Raw genomic sequence first — 18,135 nt, 5'->3', positions numbered from 1 at the left:
ATAATTTTTTCTATTTTTATGTTAAGTAATGCATTAATATATATATATTGCTTGTTCGAACTAAAACTAAATTTTATAGATGAAAACAATTCTCCAATTCTTTTTGTTACTATTCTGTAGTATATCCTTTGCTCAAACAACCATTTCGGGGACGGTAGTTGATGATAACGACCAACCTATTCCTGGAGCAAATATTTTAATTTTGGGAACCACTACAGGAGTTGTAACCGATTTTGATGGCAACTTTACTTTAACCTACGGGCAAAATCCACCATTTACAGTACAGGCTAGTAGCGTTGGGTTTGAAAGTTCCACAATTCAAGTAACCCAAAACAACCAAAAATTAAACTTTGCTTTAAAAGAAGGCACCACACTCGACGAAGTTGTGATTTCCGCTTCCAGAACACCAGAACGTGTTTTCGAATCACCTGTAACCGTTGAACGGTTTGGGTTAAAAGAAATTAAAAATACTGCTTCCGCAGATTTTTACGACGGTCTTGAAAACTTAAAAGGCGTTGATGTTAATACAAACAGTTTAACCTTCAAATCAATAAATACACGTGGATTTGCAACCTTTGCAAATAACCGTTTTATGCAGCTAGTTGATGGCATGGACAATTCTACCCCTGCATTAAACTTCCCTATTGGCAATTTGGTTGGAATGACAGAAACCGACGTGCTTAGCGTAGAGCTTTTACCAGGAGCTTCATCGGCATTATACGGTGCTAATGCCTTTAATGGTATTTTATTTATGCGAAGTAAAAACCCTTTCGATCATCAAGGGATTAGCGGTTCAATAAAAAAAGGAATCACTTCGCAAGAAGCTGCAGGTGATAACGATTATATCGATGTTAATTTTCGTGCCGCTTATAAATTTACCGAACACTTTGCTGCCAAAATTAATTTTGGTTATTTAAAAGGAACCGATTGGGCTGCCACTAGCGAAATTGACAAAATTGACCCAACGAGAAGTAGAGCAAATTTAAATTACGATGGAATTAACGTTTATGGTGACGAAGTTTCAGCAAATATTCGCTCGGAAGCACCAGATGCAATTAAAGGTATTATTCCTGATGTTGAAGTAAGCCGAACCGGATACAACGAACGTGATTTAACAGATTATAATGCCGAAAGTATAAAAGCTGATTGGGGCCTATTTTTACGTCCTTGGGCTAACGATTTCGAAATTCAATATGTTGGAAAAGTTGGTACGGGTTCTACCATTTACCAAGGAACAAACCGTTATTACATCGATAATTTTTTCCAACAACAACATAAGTTAGAATTTAAAAACGATAACTTTTTTGTAAGAGGTTATATCGTTGCCGATAAAGCTGGAGACTCTTACGATATGGTATTTACCGGTATTAATATTAACCGCGCTTGGAAAAGCGACGAAGATTGGTTTAGACAATACATAGAAACCTACGCCGGAGCAACTATTGGCGGTGCAACCGAAGCCCAAGCTCATGCTGCCGCTCGTGCCCAAGCCGAATCTGGCAGATATTTGCCAGGAAGTACAGAATACCAAGATGCTTTTAACCGCAGCATTCAAGACCCCAATTTAGCGACAGGCTCTAAGTTTCAAGATGCCTCAAAATACTATCATTCCGATGCTAATTACAATTTTGGACACTTAATGGATTGGGCCGAAATTCAAGTTGGCGGATCATACAGACGCTATAGTTTAAATTCATTTGGAACCATTTATACAGATACCGATGGACCAATTGACTATTCAGAGTATGGTTTGTACACGCAAATACAAAAAACCATAGAATTTGATGAAGACCTAAGCCTTAAAATAACTGGTTCTGCACGTTATGACAAATCTGAATTCTTTGACGGGTTTGTATCTCCACGTTTATCTTTAGGTTTAACACTTAATGAAAACCATAACATTAGAGCTTCAGCTCAAACTGGTTTTAGAAATCCAACAACGCAAGATTTATTTATTGGTTTAGATGCTGGTAGAGCCATTTTAATTGGTGCTGCTCCAGACAATTTAGATCGTTACGAACGCACTTATTCTCTTAGTACAGAAGGACAAGCATTAACGCAACAACAAAGCATAACTCAAACAGGTAGAGTTGCTTACGAAAACTCATACACTGCAAGTTCCGTTTTAGAATTAGCAGAAACTGGGAACCCTGCAGTTTTAGAAATTTCAAACCCAGATCTTATAAAGCCTGAACAAGTAACATCGGCCGAAATTGGATATCGTGGTAAATTCAATGGTATTATTGTCGATTTTAGCGCTTACTATAACAAGTATCAAGATTTTATTTCGCAAGAGGTAGTAATTTCTCCATTTTATGGTACCGTTGGAGACGGTGGCGCTTCGGTAGTTGCAATTGCCAACGATGATTATCAAGCATATAGTACTTATACCAATTCTCCTGCAGATGTTAATTCTTATGGTGGTTCGGTTGGCGTTTCAACTAAAGTATTTGGAAATTTCGATTTAAGTGGAAGCTATACTTACGCAAAATTAGATTTCGATCGTCAAAAGTTTCCAGATTTTACAACAAATTTTAATACGCCAGAACATAAATTTAAAGCGTCATTCGGTAATACCGAATTATTTAAAAATTTTGGCTTTAATATCGCTTATAGATTTAGCGATGATTACTATTGGGAAGCCACTTTTGGTAACGGTTTAGTTCCAGAATTTCATGTTGTTGATGCTCAAATCAATATAAAAGTCCCAAATATTAAGTCCGTTTTTAAAGCTGGTGCAACCAATCTTTTGGGTGACGAATACTTTACTGCATTTGGTACAGGAAATATTGGCTCTATGTACTACGTTTCTTGGACAATTAACAACCTATAATTATTATGAAAAATACAACTTACACTAAATATACATGGCTTTTTGTTTTACTAATTGGGTTTGTTTCTTGTAACGATCCAGAAGATGTTTTAGCCGACTTTAATATAGACGCAAGCACAGAAACCTTACCTAGCTTAACTTCAGGTTCTGTTGACTTCTCTACTTATGTAGCTATAGGTAACTCATTAACAGCAGGTTTTACAGACAATGCTCTTTTTATTGCTAGTCAAGAAAATTCTATGCCTAATATTTTATCTCAAAAATTTCAATCTTTAGGCGCTGGAACATTTACCCAGCCTTTAATGAATGATAATTTTGGTGGACTTATTTTAGGCGGAAATATAGTTTACGATCCTGATACTGGCGAACAGCTATTAGCACCGCGTTTAGTAACTACTGGTGGCGCGCCCTTAGCTTTAACTGATGTTATTGGAGATGTTACACCAACAACCGATTTTTTATTAAACAACCCTACTGGGCCATTTAACAACATGGGCGTTCCAGGAGCAAAAAGTTTTCATATAATCGCTCCAGGTTATGGTAACATTACTAACTTTCCGGCAGCTGCAAATCCTTATTTTATACGAATGACAGGTAGTACACCAGATGCCAGTGTATTAGAATTAGCCATGGCGCAAAACCCAACGTTTTTCACACTTTGGGCAGGAAATAATGATGTATTAGGATATGCAACAACAGGAGGAGACGGTAGCGACCCTATTACAGACGAAACAACGTTTAATTTTGCCATTAATACACTTATTACTTCACTTACATCAAATGGAGCGAAAGGTGTAATGGCAAATATTCCTTATGTAACAGATATTCCGCATTTTACAACTGTACCTTATAATGCGCTAGATCCTACGGATGAAGACTCAGGAGCCGATTTAGTTGCTCAAATACCAACTTTAAATACTGTTTATGGTGCTTTAAACCAAATTTTCTCGGTATTAGATCCTTCAAGAATTATAACCTTTTCTGAAACTGAAGCTAATGGTGTGGTTATTCGCGATGAAACACTCACAGATTTATCTATGCAAATAACAGCCGCTTTAAGCACAAGCGATAGTTTTTCACTTTTTGTACAAAGTCTTGGCTTATCTGAATCTTTTGTACCACTGGTAGCAACTCTAATGGGAAACTATTACGGTCAAGCAAGACAAGCAACAGAAAGTGATTTATTTGTTTTACCTAGCAGTTCAGTGATAGGTGAAGTCAATACCACTTCGTATGCTACACTTTTAGGTTATAATTTATCGCCAGAATTAGCTGCACAATTTTCTGTTGAAGGTATAACATTACCTTTAGAAGACAAATGGGTATTGTTACCAAGCGAACAAGAGGATATTAAAATCGCAACAGATTTATTTAATGCAACTCTTAAAACTGCAGCAGACAATGCCGGTTTAGCCTTTGTAGATGCTAATGCACTTTTATCTGAATTAGCAACAACAGGTCTAGCCTCAGATAATTTTATTTTAACCTCTAATTTAGTAACTGGTGGTGCCTTTTCTCTTGATGGTGTACATTTAACTGCAAGAGGTTATGCCTACATTGCAAACGAGTTTATGAAAGCTATAGATATTACTTACGGTAGTAATTTTGAAGCCTCAGGTAATTTAGTCGATATTGGAAACTACCCAACAAACTATTCGCCTTTACTACAATAAGTTAAAAATTTCACAATTTATAAAACACCTTCAAAACGAAGGTGTTTTTTTATTATGAAAAAACACAAAAAAACAACTTTCAATTTAAATTAAAAGGTATATCTTTGCACGCGAAAACTAAAAGTGTTTTCATTTAATTAAAACACATAATATTAAACAAATAAGCAATGTCTAAAGTTACAGGTAAAGTTGCACAAATAGTTGGTCCAGTTATCGATGTTGAATTCGAAGCTGGTTCAGAGCTTCCAAAAATTTATGATTCATTAGAAATACAAAAGCCAGATGGTTCTGCTTTAGTATTAGAAGTACAATCGCATATTGGCGAGAATACTGTTCGTACTATCGCTATGGATTCTTCTGATGGTTTAAGTAGAGGAACTGAAGTTGTTGCAACTGGTGCACCTATACAAATGCCAATTGGTGACGATATTTACGGACGCTTATTTAATGTAATTGGTGATGCTATTGATGGTTTAGGTAACTTACCTAAAGCAAACGATGCAGGATTACCAATTCACCGTCAAGCCCCTGCGTTTGACCAATTATCAACTTCAACTGAAGTTTTATTTACAGGTATTAAAGTAATCGATTTAATTGAGCCTTATGCAAAAGGTGGTAAAATTGGTTTATTTGGTGGTGCCGGTGTAGGTAAAACAGTATTAATACAAGAGTTAATTAATAACATTGCAAAAGGTCACGGTGGTTTATCAGTATTTGCTGGTGTAGGTGAAAGAACTCGTGAAGGAAACGACCTTTTAAGAGAAATGTTAGAATCTGGTATTATTAAATACGGAGATGATTTTATGCACTCTATGGAAGAAGGTGGATGGGATTTAGCAAAAGTAGATAAAACTGCTATGAAAGATTCTAAAGCTACTTTCGTATTCGGACAAATGAATGAACCACCAGGAGCACGTGCGCGTGTTGCCTTATCTGGTTTAACTATTGCTGAATATTTCCGTGATGGTGCTGGCGACGGACAAGGAAAAGATGTACTTTTCTTCGTTGATAACATTTTCCGTTTTACCCAAGCAGGTTCAGAGGTATCGGCACTTTTAGGTCGTATGCCATCTGCGGTAGGATACCAACCAACATTAGCAACCGAAATGGGTGCGATGCAAGAGCGTATTACTTCAACTAAAAAAGGATCTATTACATCTGTACAAGCGGTTTACGTACCTGCAGATGATTTAACAGATCCGGCTCCAGCAACAACCTTTGCTCACTTAGATGCTACAACAGTATTATCTCGTAAAATTGCCGAGTTAGGTATTTACCCAGCGGTAGATCCATTAGATTCTACTTCACGTATTTTAACTCCAGATATTTTAGGTGCAGATCACTATAACTGTGCGCAACGTGTAAAAGAGCTTTTACAACGTTACAAAGAGTTACAAGATATTATTGCTATTCTTGGTATGGAAGAATTAAGTGAAGAAGATAAAATGGCTGTAGGACGTGCTAGACGTGTACAACGTTTCTTATCTCAACCTTTCCACGTAGCTGAACAGTTTACAGGTATACCAGGAGTATTAGTAGATATTAAAGAAACTATTAAAGGTTTTAACATGATTATGGATGGTGAATTAGATCACTTACCAGAATCTGCATTTAACCTTAAAGGAAGTATTGAAGAAGCTATTGAAGCTGGTGAGAAAATGTTAGCTGAGGCGTAAACCAAAGCTAATACTGAACTTGTTTCAGCATCTATTTGTATTAAGAATAAAAATAATGAGATCCTGAATCAAGTTCAGGATGACAAATAAATTTGTCTATGTATTTAGAAATTGTATCACCAGAAGCAACACTTTTTAGTTCGGAAGTAGACTCTGTTGTTGTACCAGGTATAAATGGAGAGTTTGAGTTATTACAAGGTCATGCTCCTATTGTATCGCTTTTAAAAGAAGGTACCGTTAAAATAAGAACACATTCGCAAAGCCACCTAGAGCTAGATGAGTTACACGGTAATGTTGTTCCTCATAAAGACGACAAGAAATTACTAACGGTAACTATTAATTCTGGTACTTTAGAAATTAATAATAATAAAGTTATTGTTTTAGCAGATTAAAACAACCTTAAATAAATAAAAAAAATGCGAAGCAAATGCTTCGCATTTTTTTTAATCTATTTTTAAAACTAACCACACAACAATAAAACACATCTGTTTATAAATCAATTGGTTATTTTTTATATTTGTACCACCAACTATTCTAAATAATTTATTTTAATTGACTTTAAAAAACACCACATTAAAGCTAATTTCCAATATTAGGTTGCTCATTATTATTTGCGCACTAAATTCATTTTATGCATTCTCAGGAACCACACCTTTTGTTACGACTTGGTTCATAGGAGAAGAAGTCGATAACTTTGATGTTAGATTAGATAATTTTGTTTCCATATTTACCACTGGAAACGGCCATAATTATACAGTAGACTGGGGCGATGGTAACATCACTACAAATCATACAGGAAACACCCGTCACGATTATGAATTAGCAGGTATTTACACGGTAAGTATTACTGGTGATTTCCCAAACCTAAATTTTGCGTACCAAGACCGTTTACTAACCATAGAGCAATGGGGCAACAATAACTGGTATTCAATGTCCAACATGTTTAATGGTTGTTATAGGCTGGTAGGCAATTATTCCGATACTCCGAATACATCAAATGTAACAGACATGTCTTATATGTTTAATGGCGCTCTAAGTTTTAACGAATATATTTCCAACTGGGACGTTAGTAATGTTACCAATATGATGCATACTTTTTCTAACACTTATAACTTCAATCAGGACATTAGCAGTTGGAATGTTAGTAGTGTTATAAACATGAGTAATCTGTTCGCTAACGCTAGGTCGTTCAATCAAGATATTGGAAATTGGAATGTTAGCAAAGTTACCTCAATGGCTAGCATGTTTGAAGCCACAAGTTTTAACCATGACATTGGAAATTGGAACGTAAAACAAGTTACCGATATGAGTAATATGTTTTACCTAAACGCCGAGTTTAATCACGATATAACGCGATGGGATGTAAGTAACGTTATGGACATGAAACAAATGTTTTCTCATGCCTTTAAATTCAACCAAGATATTAGTGATTGGGACGTTAGCAATGTACTTAACATGAGCAATATGTTTTATGCTGCAGAAGCTTTTAATCAAAACATAGGTATTTGGGATGTTAGTAAAGTAACGAATATGGAACTTATGTTTGGGTTGGCTAACAATTTCGACCAAGATTTAAGTAACTGGAATGTATCGAACGTATTAAAAATGTTCGGAATGTTTACAGGCATTGCGTTATCTACCCCAAACTACGACTCCTTATTAATAGGTTGGTCGAAGCTTAATTTAAGTTCAAATGTCGAGTTTCATGGTGGCTACAGCACGTATTGTTCTGCCGAAGACGCTAGAGAAAAAATAATTACAGAATTTAATTGGAATATAATTGATGGTGGCTCTGTTGCGCCAATACTAAATAATTTAACCGACCAAAACGTTGTAGATAATTTTACTTTTCCGCAAATTACAGGTGAAAAATTAACAGGAAACGAAAAATATTATACCCAACCTGATGGTAATGGTGTAGCCTATAATTCTGGAGATAGCATAAATTTTGACGATTTCGATTCCTATCCCATTCAACTGTATATTTACTCAAAGTACAATGCTTATTGTAGCTCGGAAGTAAATTTTCCGCTTACAATAATATCAAGTGCCATTAATTGTTCTAATCTAACCTTCCCTACTTCTGGTGCTACAAATGTTGATGTTTCAACAAACATAAACTGGAACAATGTTAAGGGAGCAGAAGGCTATAAGTTATCAATAGGAACAAACTTTGAAGCAAATAACATAATTGACACATTGGACGTTGCAAATACTACCACCTTTACGCCAGAAATGGCTTTACCCCAAAACCAAACTATTTTTGTAAAAATAACGCCTTATAATGCAATTACAGAAAGCGAATCTTGCCTTGTAGATAGCTTTAAAACAGTATTAACCTATACTGGAATTCCAAAATATTTTACGCCAAATAACGACGGATATAATGATAAATGGATTATTCCAGAAACTGTTAGCTCTATTTCGAAAGTGCTCATATTTAACCGTTACGGTAAATTACTAAAACAATTAAATGAGCCCTACTCTGGATGGGATGGTACTTACTCAAAAAAAATGTTGCCAAACGACGATTATTGGTATAATATCTTGTTTAACAATGGCACTTCTTTAAAAGGGCATTTTGCATTAATACGCTAGATGAAATTATTTACCAATAACCTCGTAACAATTATTTAAAACATACCATTAAAACTTAACCCTAAAATATAAAGGCATAACATAAAATTAAGACACCAAGATTTACTATAGTGTAATTTTACTTACATGAAAGTTAAGTTTAAAACGGTATTACCTTTTGCTATTGTTTTAGCAGTGTTTTTTCCACTTATTTTTGTTTCTAAAGAAGCATCTTCAATTTATGTAAACAGCTTTCACACGCCAAGTCTTGACACCTTTTTTATTAAAACAACATGGTTAGGTGAAGGCTTTATGCTAATTAGTGCACTTGTTTTAATTTTGATAAAAAAAACAAAATGGTTAATTGCCTTTTTAATAGGATTGACTATCCATTTTATACTCATACAAATTAATAAGCTTTTACTATTTCCTGAAGTATTAAGACCTCTCGGTTATTTTGAAGCGATTGGTAAAGAACATTTACTTTACCGTATAGAAAACTTAAGAGTTTACAGAACCACAAGTTTTCCCTCTGGACATACTACCGGAGCAACCTTTGGTGCCACTTTTATAGCATTTGCCTTTAAAAAAATACGAAGCATAACATGGTGCATGATGCTTTTATCTGTATTTGTAGGTATTTCAAGAATCTATTTAATTCAGCATTTTTTAATTGATGTGTATTTTGGATTACTATTTGGGTTTACCTCAGCAGTTTTATCTCTAGTAATTACAAAAAGAATTCATAAAAAATATCCTTGGATGAATAAATTTTTAATCCCAAAATTTAAACATCTTGAGGTTTACTTAGAAGAACAACAAGATATTATTGAAGAATCTTGGAATTAAACTAAAACCAAATATTCCCTTTGTTTATAAGCTTTTTAATTAAACACCAGACTACCTTAACTATATTTTTTATTAGTTTAATACTTTGCATTTTAGGTTCTGGACAATATCCCATTTATATTCTAGACGAAGCCAAAAATGCCGAAGCTGCAAGAGAAATGCTAATGAATGGAAACTTAATTACACCATATTTTAATAACAGTTTACGCACAGATAAGCCACCTTTGCATTACTTTTTTATGATTTTAAGTTATAAAATATTTGGTATAAATGCCTTTTCGGCACGTTTTTTTTCTGGCGTTTTTGGAGCTTTAACAATGGTGACTTCTTACTACTTTGTAAAAAAATTTACGAACAAAATTAATGCCCTTATTTTCATTTTAATATTATGGTCGTCGGTGTTTTTTGTTCAAGAATTTCATCTATCTGTACCAGATCCTTACCTTATTTTTTTTATAAGCTGTGGGCTTTGGAATTTTTACAACTTTCAGTGTACAAAAAACCCCATTTCACTTTGGACTTTTTACACATGCCTAGGTTTTGGTGTATTAGCAAAAGGACCTGTTGCAATTGCTTTACCAGGTTTAATATGCCTAATTTACCTTTTAGCCACAAAACAATTTAATTTTAAAACTATTTTTAAAAACAAACCACTATTAGGCTTATTACTTATACTAGTAATAGCGCTGCCGTGGTACATTATGGTGCATATAAAAACTAATGGTGCGTGGACACAAGGTTTTTTTATTGACCATAATATAAACCGTTTTGGAAGCAAAATGGAAGGTCATGGAGGTGTTTTTTTAATTACATGGGCCTTTGTTTTACTTGGGTTAATGCCCTTTTCTTTTTTTACATTTCATGCTATTAAACACGCCTTTTTAAACCGAACAAACACTTTAACCTTATTTGCTTTAATAACTTCGATTATTTTTATTGCTTTTTTCAGCATTTCTGGCACAAAATTACCTAACTACACCATGCCTTGTTATCCGTTTTTAGCATTTTTAATAAGCTTGTATTTAGTTAAAGCTTTTCAAAATAATAAAAAGAAAACAGGAATTACTATAGTAGTTATTTTAATAACAATATTATCAGTTTTATTACCCATTGCTGGGAAATTGGCTCTGACTAACGAAAAATCTTTATCGCAAATTAGTCATGTGGCGTTTTGGTTAATGCCAACTTCAATTATGACTTTAATAGGATTAATTTTTTACATTAAAAATCGTTTTAAAAAATCGTTTTACAGTATAGCTATAGGCTGGATCATTTTAGCGCCTATATTATTTCTAATTATTTATCCAAAATTAACAGCACAAAGTCCTGTTGAAGTTGCAAAAAATAAATTACCAACAAATAGTAACATACTGTTTTTTAAAAGCATGGACCCCGCTTTTCCAATTAATTTTAAGCAAACATTTGAGATTGCAAAAGACGTTTCAACGGTGTTTAAATTTATTGAAACACATCCAGAAGGTTTTATCATTACAAACCATAGAAATGATTACAAGTTACTTGAAGCCGATAACCGTTTAGAACTTATTTTAGAACAAAAAGCCATTTTTGAAAACCATACCACAAGAATTTTCAAAAGTAAAAATTAACAGATACGCTGTTTTAAATAAGGTCTTTTTTGGCTTTTAAAATGATATACAATACCGAATAAAGCAATAAACGCTGTAATTATAGAAAACAATAATCCAACTGCTACGGCTTTGGTATCATCGAACAAGAATATTGTCGAGGCTTGCAAAAATATCATTTCTCGAACTCCAATTCCAGAAAAAGAAAATATAGAAAGTACAGACGATACTAAAAATACTAATATGTAAATTACAAATTCGCTAGGCTGCACCGAGATGCTTAATAATATAAACAGCACAGCAACACACTGTAAAATTTGAATAACTAAAGACAAAGCAATAGCGACTATAGAGACACTTAAAAACGACTTAAACCATTTTTTTATAATGTAGTAGGTTAAAATTATGCCTCCTAAAAAGGCTAAGCCTAAAATTCCAAGTAAGTTTTCTTCTCTAAAATAAGGCACAAAAAACTCTAATAGAACAACTATAAAACTTATTGCTACAAACCCATAAAACCTATCGATAAAAATAACAGCACTAAGCTTTTTTATTGGCCATTTAAACGTTTTATTTAAAATAAAAACTTTGTAAGCATCGCCACCAACACCTCCAGGAATAAAAAAATTGTAAAACATACCAAGTAGGTATAATTTGTAATTGCTAATTCTGGAGATTCCAAAATCTTGACTTCTAAACAAAACAAAAAGCCGTCTTGCCGAAATAATTTGAGACAACACGAAACAAAGTAGTGCTACAGCAAAAAATTTAGGATTTACCCTGGTTAAAGCATTTAAAACTTGAGCAAATGAGATACTTTTAATAACAAAAGTTAATAAAACTCCGGTTACTATTATTTTAAGATACGTGTAAAGCTGTTTTTTTGTCCGTTGTTCCAAAACTCGTGATTTTTTTAACGTTATAAGGTGTTTTGTTTTGGGACTCGTAGTAGGTACGCATCAGTAAATCGGCAACAATTCCAATCGTAAACAACTGAATACCAACCAAAATTAATAAAATTCCTAGTAATAACAAAGGTCTTGTACCAATTTCGGAACCTAAAAATTTAATGTATAATAAATATAAATTAATTAGCATGCCTAATCCAAAAAATACCATTCCCATATTACCAAATAAATACAAGGGTTTTTGAAGGTATTTACGCTGAAATAATATAAGTAACAAATCATTCATTACCTTAAATGTTCTTCCTAAACCGTATTTTGAAACACCATGCTTACGCGGATGATGTTTTACTGGTATTTCGGTTATTCTGGCACCATCAATATGAGCATTTAACGCAATAAAACGGTGTAACTCGCCGTAAAGTGGAATATTTTTTGCCGTTTCGCTAGTCATTACCTTTAAAGCACAACCAGCATCTGAAATATGAAGTTTTGTTGCTTTTCGAATTATAAAATTAGCTATTTTCGACGGAAAAGTTTTTATAATATTATCTTTTCTCTTAGCGCGAATTCCTGTTACCAAATCCCAATCTTCGGCAATAGCCAGCTCTAGCATGTTTGGAATATCGGATGGGTCGTTTTGCATATCGCCATCCATAGTAACCACAAAATTTCCACGAGCAAACTCTATACCAGCAGCAAGTGCAGAACTTTGTCCGTAATTTCGTTTAAGCTCAATAAGTATCACATTAGGGTTCTCAAGATCTTTTATTTCTTGTCTGGTTTTATCTGTTGAAAAATCATCAACATAAATAATTTCATATTTATACAATTTTAAAGCATCTTCAATAGATTTTGTTAATAACCCAACGTTACCTTCTTCATTATAAACAGGTATTACTACAGATATATATGTATTAGAGCTCATTGTAAATTTTTAATTTTCTTGAATTTCTTTTTCTAAATTTTTGGTGTTTTTTTCAGCAAAATAATCGACATACCAATCTACAAATGCCTTAACACCATCGTTTAAACTCGTTGTTGGTTTATAACCAATTGCTTTTTTTAAGCTGGTTACATTCGCAAATGTTCGTTTAACATCGCCAGGTTGCATAGGCAAAAACATTTTCTTGGCTTTTATATTTAAATTATTTTCTAAGGCTTTTATAAATGCCATAAGTTTAATTGGCTTGCTATTTCCAACATTGTGTAACACATAGGGTGGTTTTTTATTTTTTACAACTGGCGGATGTTTGCTTATTCCTATAATGCCTTTTACAATATCATCTACATAAGTAAAATCGCGTTTCATTTTACCGTTATTAAAAATTTTAATGGGTTTGTTATTTATAATGGCATCGGTAAAAAGTGACGGTGCCATATCTGGCCTACCCCAAGGCCCATAAACCGTAAAAAAACGTAACCCTGTAGTTGGTATTTTGAATAAATGACTGTATGTATGCGCCATAAGTTCATTGCTTTTTTTGGTTGCAGCATATAAACTTATAGGTGTATCTACTTTATGTTTTACAGAAAATGGCACTTTTTTATGATTACCATAAACGGAAGAGCTTGAAGCATATACTAGATGTTTTACAGGGTTTTGCCTGCAAGCTTCAAGAATATTTAAAAATCCGTCAACATTACTTTTTAAATATATTTCGGGGTTTTGTATGCTATAACGAACACCCGCTTGAGCTGCCAGATGAATAACAATATCGAATTTATGAGTTTCAAAAAGTTGCATAACAGCTTCCTTTTGACATAAATCCATTTTAATAAAAAAGTAATTAGAATGCGTTTCGGACTGAACCTCAACATTATTTAAAACCTTATGTTTTAAAATTCCAGTTTGTGCTAAACGGTCGTATTTAAGTTGTGCACTGTAATATTTGTTTAAATTATCGAAACCAACTACAAAATGACCTGCTTTTAACAGTTTTGAAACCACATGAAAGCCAATAAATCCCGCAGCTCCTGTTACTAAAATTTTCATACGAAAATAACTCGATTAATACACCAAGTTATTAATTCTTATTCGTACAAAACAGACATAAAGCAAATACTAACAGTTATTTAATACTTAGGAAACAAACCTATTACAAACACAAATATTCGTTAATTTACAAGTAACATTACAAACTGTTTTCTTTATTTTTTAATAGACTCTAACTCTACTTTTAGTTCTTGAAACATATTCATTATACTGCTTAACTTTAACTCGTCTTTATCGTACTCTTGAGTGTTAATACAGCAAGTAAACTCCCAAAGTTCTATAACATCTTCAGTTTTTACTTCGTAAGGTTGGTAGGTTTTGTTATCGGAATGCAGCTCTAAACTTCCTTTTTCTTTTATAGTATTGTAAACGCGTTTATACACCAAACCATCATTTTTAGTTAAAACAATATAGGTTCGGCCGTTTTTTACATCGTTTATATCATCTAAAAATTTAGCAACTACAAACGAGCCGTTTTTTACAGGCAACATAGAATCGCCACTAATTGGAAATGCGCGATGTGTTCCGGTGGGTAAAAATGGTAATTTTATTTTTTGAAGTTGCTCTATATACTCAGGGTCGGCATAACCCTGTAAATAACCCGCTGAGGCTTTTGCTGGTACAATTTCTATTAAATCTTCGTTGGCTTCGCTTACTGTAATAGGAAACAATACGCGTTTATTCCCTACTTCTATAAACGAGGTGTCTTTAGCGGCACGCAAATCGTTTTTCACTAAAATATCTATAGGAATATCGAAATAGTTAGAAAGCTCTATTAAACGATGTATTGGAGGTTCCGAACGGCCTTCTTCGTACGAACCCACCATGGAACGAGTCCATTTTAATTCTTCTGCAAAACGTTCTTGCGAAAACTTTTTAAGCCCACGAAGATGCTTTATGTTAAACTGAATATGCTTCATCTTAAAATAAACTTTAACATTATTTGCTACAAATATAAGCAACAAAAACTACAAATAGTAGCTAATTTTGTTAATCCTATGTATTTAAATTGTCATTCATATTACAGCTTACGTTATGGCACCATTGCTCCCAAGCAATTATTAGCCATAGCTTCTGCCAATGGCATTAATACCTTGGCGTTAACCGATATAAATAACACCTCGGCAAGTTTAGATTTTGTTCGCCTTTCGGAAAAACACAACATAAAACCCGTACTTGGTGTCGATTTTAGAAACGGCGCACAACAGCAATTTGTATTATTAGCAAAAAACAACAATGGTTTTAAAAACATAAATAGCTACCTCTCTACATTTTTGCACGACGACACCTTAAAAATTCCCGAAACCGCACCAGAGTTAAACGACACTTTTGTTATTTATCCGTATAAAAACGGTGTAAATTACAATTTAAAGCATAACGAATTTTTAGGTATAAAGCCTCAAGACCTCAACGCGCTTAAATTCTCGAAATGGAATAAACTACAACACAAACTAGTTATTTTAAAAACAGTCTCTTTTCAAAACAAAAAAGGCTTTAACACACATCGTTTATTACGCGCTATCGATAATAATACACTATTAAGCAAACTTTCGAAAAACGAAGAAGGCCAACCTAATGATATAATGTTGCCTTATAATGATTTATGCGATACTTATAACGAATTCCCACAACTTATAAAAAACACCAAGTCGGTTTTAGAAGGTTGCCAAATTGAATTCAATTTTTCTCAAGAAACACCAAACAATCAAAAATCTTACACTAAAACTGAAGCATCCGATTTCGAATTGCTAAAAAAACTAACTTATGAAGGCTTGCCTTACCGCTATACTCCTTCTACCACTATTATTCGGGAACGTATAAAAAAGGAGCTTAATATTATAAAAGAGAAAGGTTTTGTATCGTACTTTCTTATTAACTGGCGCATTTTAGAATATGCCCGCAGCAAAGGGTATTACCACGTTGGTCGTGGTAGTGGCGCCAATAGTATTGTTGCTTATTTACTTAGAATTACCGATGTAGACCCCGTAGAACTCGATTTGTATTTCGAGCGCTTTATAAATTTATATCGTAAAAACCCACCCGATTTCGACATTGATTTTTCGTGGACCGATCGCGACGATGTTACCAATTTTATATTTAAAACCTTTAAAAACACGGCGCTAATAACCGTTTATAACACTTTTAAGTTTAAAGCTGCCGTACGCGAATTAGGTAAAGTTTTTGGCTTACCTAAAACCGAAATAGACAAACTTACACGTGGCAAATACCAAATACAAAACCTAGATAAACTCTCGCAATTGGTTATAAAATACAGCGAATACATTCAAGGCTTTCCCAACTATTTAGGTATTCACGCTAGCGGTATTATTATTTCAGAAAAGCCTATACATTACTACACCGCCACCTTTTTGCCACCAAAAGGTTACGCTACTACGCATTTCGATATGGTTGTAGCCGAAGATATTGGCTTGTATAAATTCGATATTTTAAGTCAGCGTGGTTTAGGAAAAATTAAAGATGCCGTACAAATAGTTAAATACAATCACCCAGAAAAAGCACCTATAGATATTCATGACATTAAACGTTTTAAACAAGACAAGCGCATTAAATATTTACTAAAAAATGCTAAAGCTATTGGTTGTTTTTACGTAGAATCTCCCGCCATGCGCATGCTGCTTAAAAAACTGCAGGTCGATAATTATTTGGGCTTGGTAGCCGCTAGTTCTATAATTCGTCCTGGAGTAGCAAAATCTGGTATGATGCGCGAGTATATTTTACGCTACCGCTACCCCGAGCGCATTAAAAAAGCACATCCTGTTTTGCTTAAAATAATGCCCGAAACTTACGGCGTTATGGTTTACCAAGAAGATGTAATTAAAGTAGCCCATATTTATGGCGGATTAACTTTAGGTGAAGCCGATAAGTTACGACGTGGTATGTCGGGAAAATTTAGGTCTCGCGAAGAGTTTTTACAAGTTAAACAACTGTTTTTTAATAACTGTAAACAAAAAGGTGAAGCCGAAGCTACCACACAAGATATTTGGCGCCAAATAGAAAGTTTTGCAGGTTATGCCTTTGCCAAAGGACACTCGGCTTCGTATGCTGTAGAAAGTTATCAAAGTTTATTTTTAAAAGCTTATTTCCCATTGGAATACATGGTAGCGACTATTAATAATTTTGGCGGATTTTATAGTACCGAATTGTATGTACACGAAGCCAGAATGCATCAAGGTATTATTGAAGCACCTTGCATAAACCAAAGTTTTAACCAAACCATAATTAAAGGGAAAACTATTGTTTTAGGGTTTATGTTTTTACATGCTTTAGAACAAAAAATTAGTATTAGAATTATTGATGAACGCCAAAAAAATGGAATTTTTAAAAGTTTAGATCATTTTATTGAGCGTGTACCTATTTCTATTGAGCAAATTTCAATATTAATAAAAATTAATGCTTTTAGATTTACAGGTATTAACAAGCGAGAATTACTCTGGGAAGCACACCTAAAAATAAGCAAAACAGTTATAAAAGACCACGTTATAACACTTTTTAAAACCCAACGCATCAACTATAAAACACCTCAATTATCTAGTTCGGGTTTAGAACATGCTTTCGATGAAATGGAACTTCTTGGTTTCCCGTTATGCAACCCGTTTCATTTACTACAAAACCCAACAAACAACCCTTTACGAGCCACACATTTAATAAGGCTTGAAAATAAAATAATAACTATTGAAGGCTATTTGGTTACCGTAAAAAACACCAGAACAGCCAATGGTAAAACCATGCATTTTGGCACCTTTTTAGATTATGATGGTAATTTTATCGATACGGTTCACTTTCCGCCTATAGCTTCAAAACACCCATTTCGAGGCAAAGGTATTTACAGTATTACTGGAAAAATTACGGTAGAATTCGACTGTGTAACTATTGAGGTTTCGGCTATGGAACGTTCGGCTATTATTGAAGATCCGCGTTACGCTGTAAACTCGATAAACAAAACGTTTCAGAATAAAAAAAGCTTTGCAACCCATAAGGCGAATCAGCTATCGCCAATGTCTCCAAAATCTATCTAATTT

At 33.8% G+C, this 18,135-nt stretch carries 12 protein-coding genes; 8 read left to right on the top strand and 4 right to left on the bottom strand.

What is annotated here, in order from left to right; all coding sequences use genetic code 11:
• The first annotated feature begins 79 nt into the window (after positions 1 to 79).
• From PW52_RS04870 to PW52_RS04840, 7 genes are all read left to right on the top strand, one after another.
• Complete coding sequence (locus tag PW52_RS04870) at positions 80 to 2,833, top strand: TonB-dependent receptor (RefSeq protein WP_044631803.1); 2,754 nt, start codon at positions 80 to 82, stop codon at positions 2,831 to 2,833.
• 5 nt (positions 2,834 to 2,838) lie between these two features.
• Complete coding sequence (locus PW52_RS04865; protein ID WP_044631802.1) at positions 2,839 to 4,506, top strand: SGNH/GDSL hydrolase family protein; 1,668 nt, start codon at positions 2,839 to 2,841, stop codon at positions 4,504 to 4,506.
• A 167-nt stretch (positions 4,507 to 4,673) separates the two neighbouring features.
• Positions 4,674 to 6,182 carry a F0F1 ATP synthase subunit beta gene (gene atpD, locus PW52_RS04860; RefSeq protein WP_044631801.1) on the top strand — a complete coding sequence of 503 codons (1,509 nt, stop codon included), beginning with the start codon at positions 4,674 to 4,676 and terminating at the stop codon, positions 6,180 to 6,182.
• 98 nt (positions 6,183 to 6,280) lie between these two features.
• The gene (locus PW52_RS04855) at positions 6,281 to 6,574 is read left to right on the top strand and encodes a F0F1 ATP synthase subunit epsilon (RefSeq protein WP_044631800.1); all 294 of its coding nucleotides are present in this window, start codon (positions 6,281 to 6,283) and stop codon (positions 6,572 to 6,574) included.
• 160 nt (positions 6,575 to 6,734) lie between these two features.
• The gene (locus tag PW52_RS17055) at positions 6,735 to 8,780 is read left to right on the top strand and encodes a BspA family leucine-rich repeat surface protein (protein WP_052823385.1); all 2,046 of its coding nucleotides are present in this window, start codon (positions 6,735 to 6,737) and stop codon (positions 8,778 to 8,780) included.
• A gap of 126 nt (positions 8,781 to 8,906) precedes the next feature.
• Positions 8,907 to 9,608, top strand: coding sequence for a phosphatase PAP2 family protein (locus PW52_RS04845; protein ID WP_044631799.1), 702 nt, complete (start codon positions 8,907 to 8,909; stop codon positions 9,606 to 9,608).
• Between the two features lie 20 nt (positions 9,609 to 9,628).
• Positions 9,629 to 11,215 (top strand): ArnT family glycosyltransferase, encoded by a 1,587-nt coding sequence (locus PW52_RS04840; RefSeq protein ID WP_052823384.1) that lies wholly within the window; start codon positions 9,629 to 9,631, stop codon positions 11,213 to 11,215.
• Here PW52_RS04840 and PW52_RS04835 read toward each other — a convergent pair.
• The 4 genes from PW52_RS04835 to PW52_RS04820 form a co-directional block, all read right to left on the bottom strand.
• Positions 11,212 to 12,093, bottom strand: coding sequence for a lysylphosphatidylglycerol synthase transmembrane domain-containing protein (locus tag PW52_RS04835; RefSeq protein ID WP_044631798.1), 882 nt, complete (start codon positions 12,091 to 12,093; stop codon positions 11,212 to 11,214). The genes PW52_RS04840 and PW52_RS04835 overlap by 4 nt on opposite strands.
• Complete coding sequence (locus PW52_RS04830) at positions 12,053 to 13,027, bottom strand: glycosyltransferase family 2 protein (RefSeq protein WP_044631797.1); 975 nt, start codon at positions 13,025 to 13,027, stop codon at positions 12,053 to 12,055. Before PW52_RS04830 ends, PW52_RS04835 begins: the two co-directional genes overlap by 41 nt.
• Before the next feature lie 9 nt (positions 13,028 to 13,036).
• Positions 13,037 to 14,095 (bottom strand): NAD-dependent epimerase, encoded by a 1,059-nt coding sequence (locus PW52_RS04825; RefSeq protein ID WP_044631796.1) that lies wholly within the window; start codon positions 14,093 to 14,095, stop codon positions 13,037 to 13,039.
• A 155-nt stretch (positions 14,096 to 14,250) separates the two neighbouring features.
• Positions 14,251 to 15,015 (bottom strand): XRE family transcriptional regulator, encoded by a 765-nt coding sequence (locus tag PW52_RS04820; protein ID WP_044631832.1) that lies wholly within the window; start codon positions 15,013 to 15,015, stop codon positions 14,251 to 14,253.
• Positions 15,016 to 15,093: 78 nt separating this feature from the next.
• Between PW52_RS04820 and PW52_RS04815 the strand changes: the two genes are divergently transcribed.
• Positions 15,094 to 18,132 carry a DNA polymerase III subunit alpha gene (locus PW52_RS04815; protein WP_044631831.1) on the top strand — a complete coding sequence of 1,013 codons (3,039 nt, stop codon included), beginning with the start codon at positions 15,094 to 15,096 and terminating at the stop codon, positions 18,130 to 18,132.
• Positions 18,133 to 18,135: the final 3 nt, after the last annotated feature.

The organism is Neotamlana sedimentorum, assembly GCF_000943565.1.
GTDB lineage: Bacteria > Bacteroidota > Bacteroidia > Flavobacteriales > Flavobacteriaceae > Neotamlana > Neotamlana sedimentorum.
Note: the sequence above shows the minus strand (reverse complement) of the source record. Positions and strands in the feature narration are given on the sequence as shown.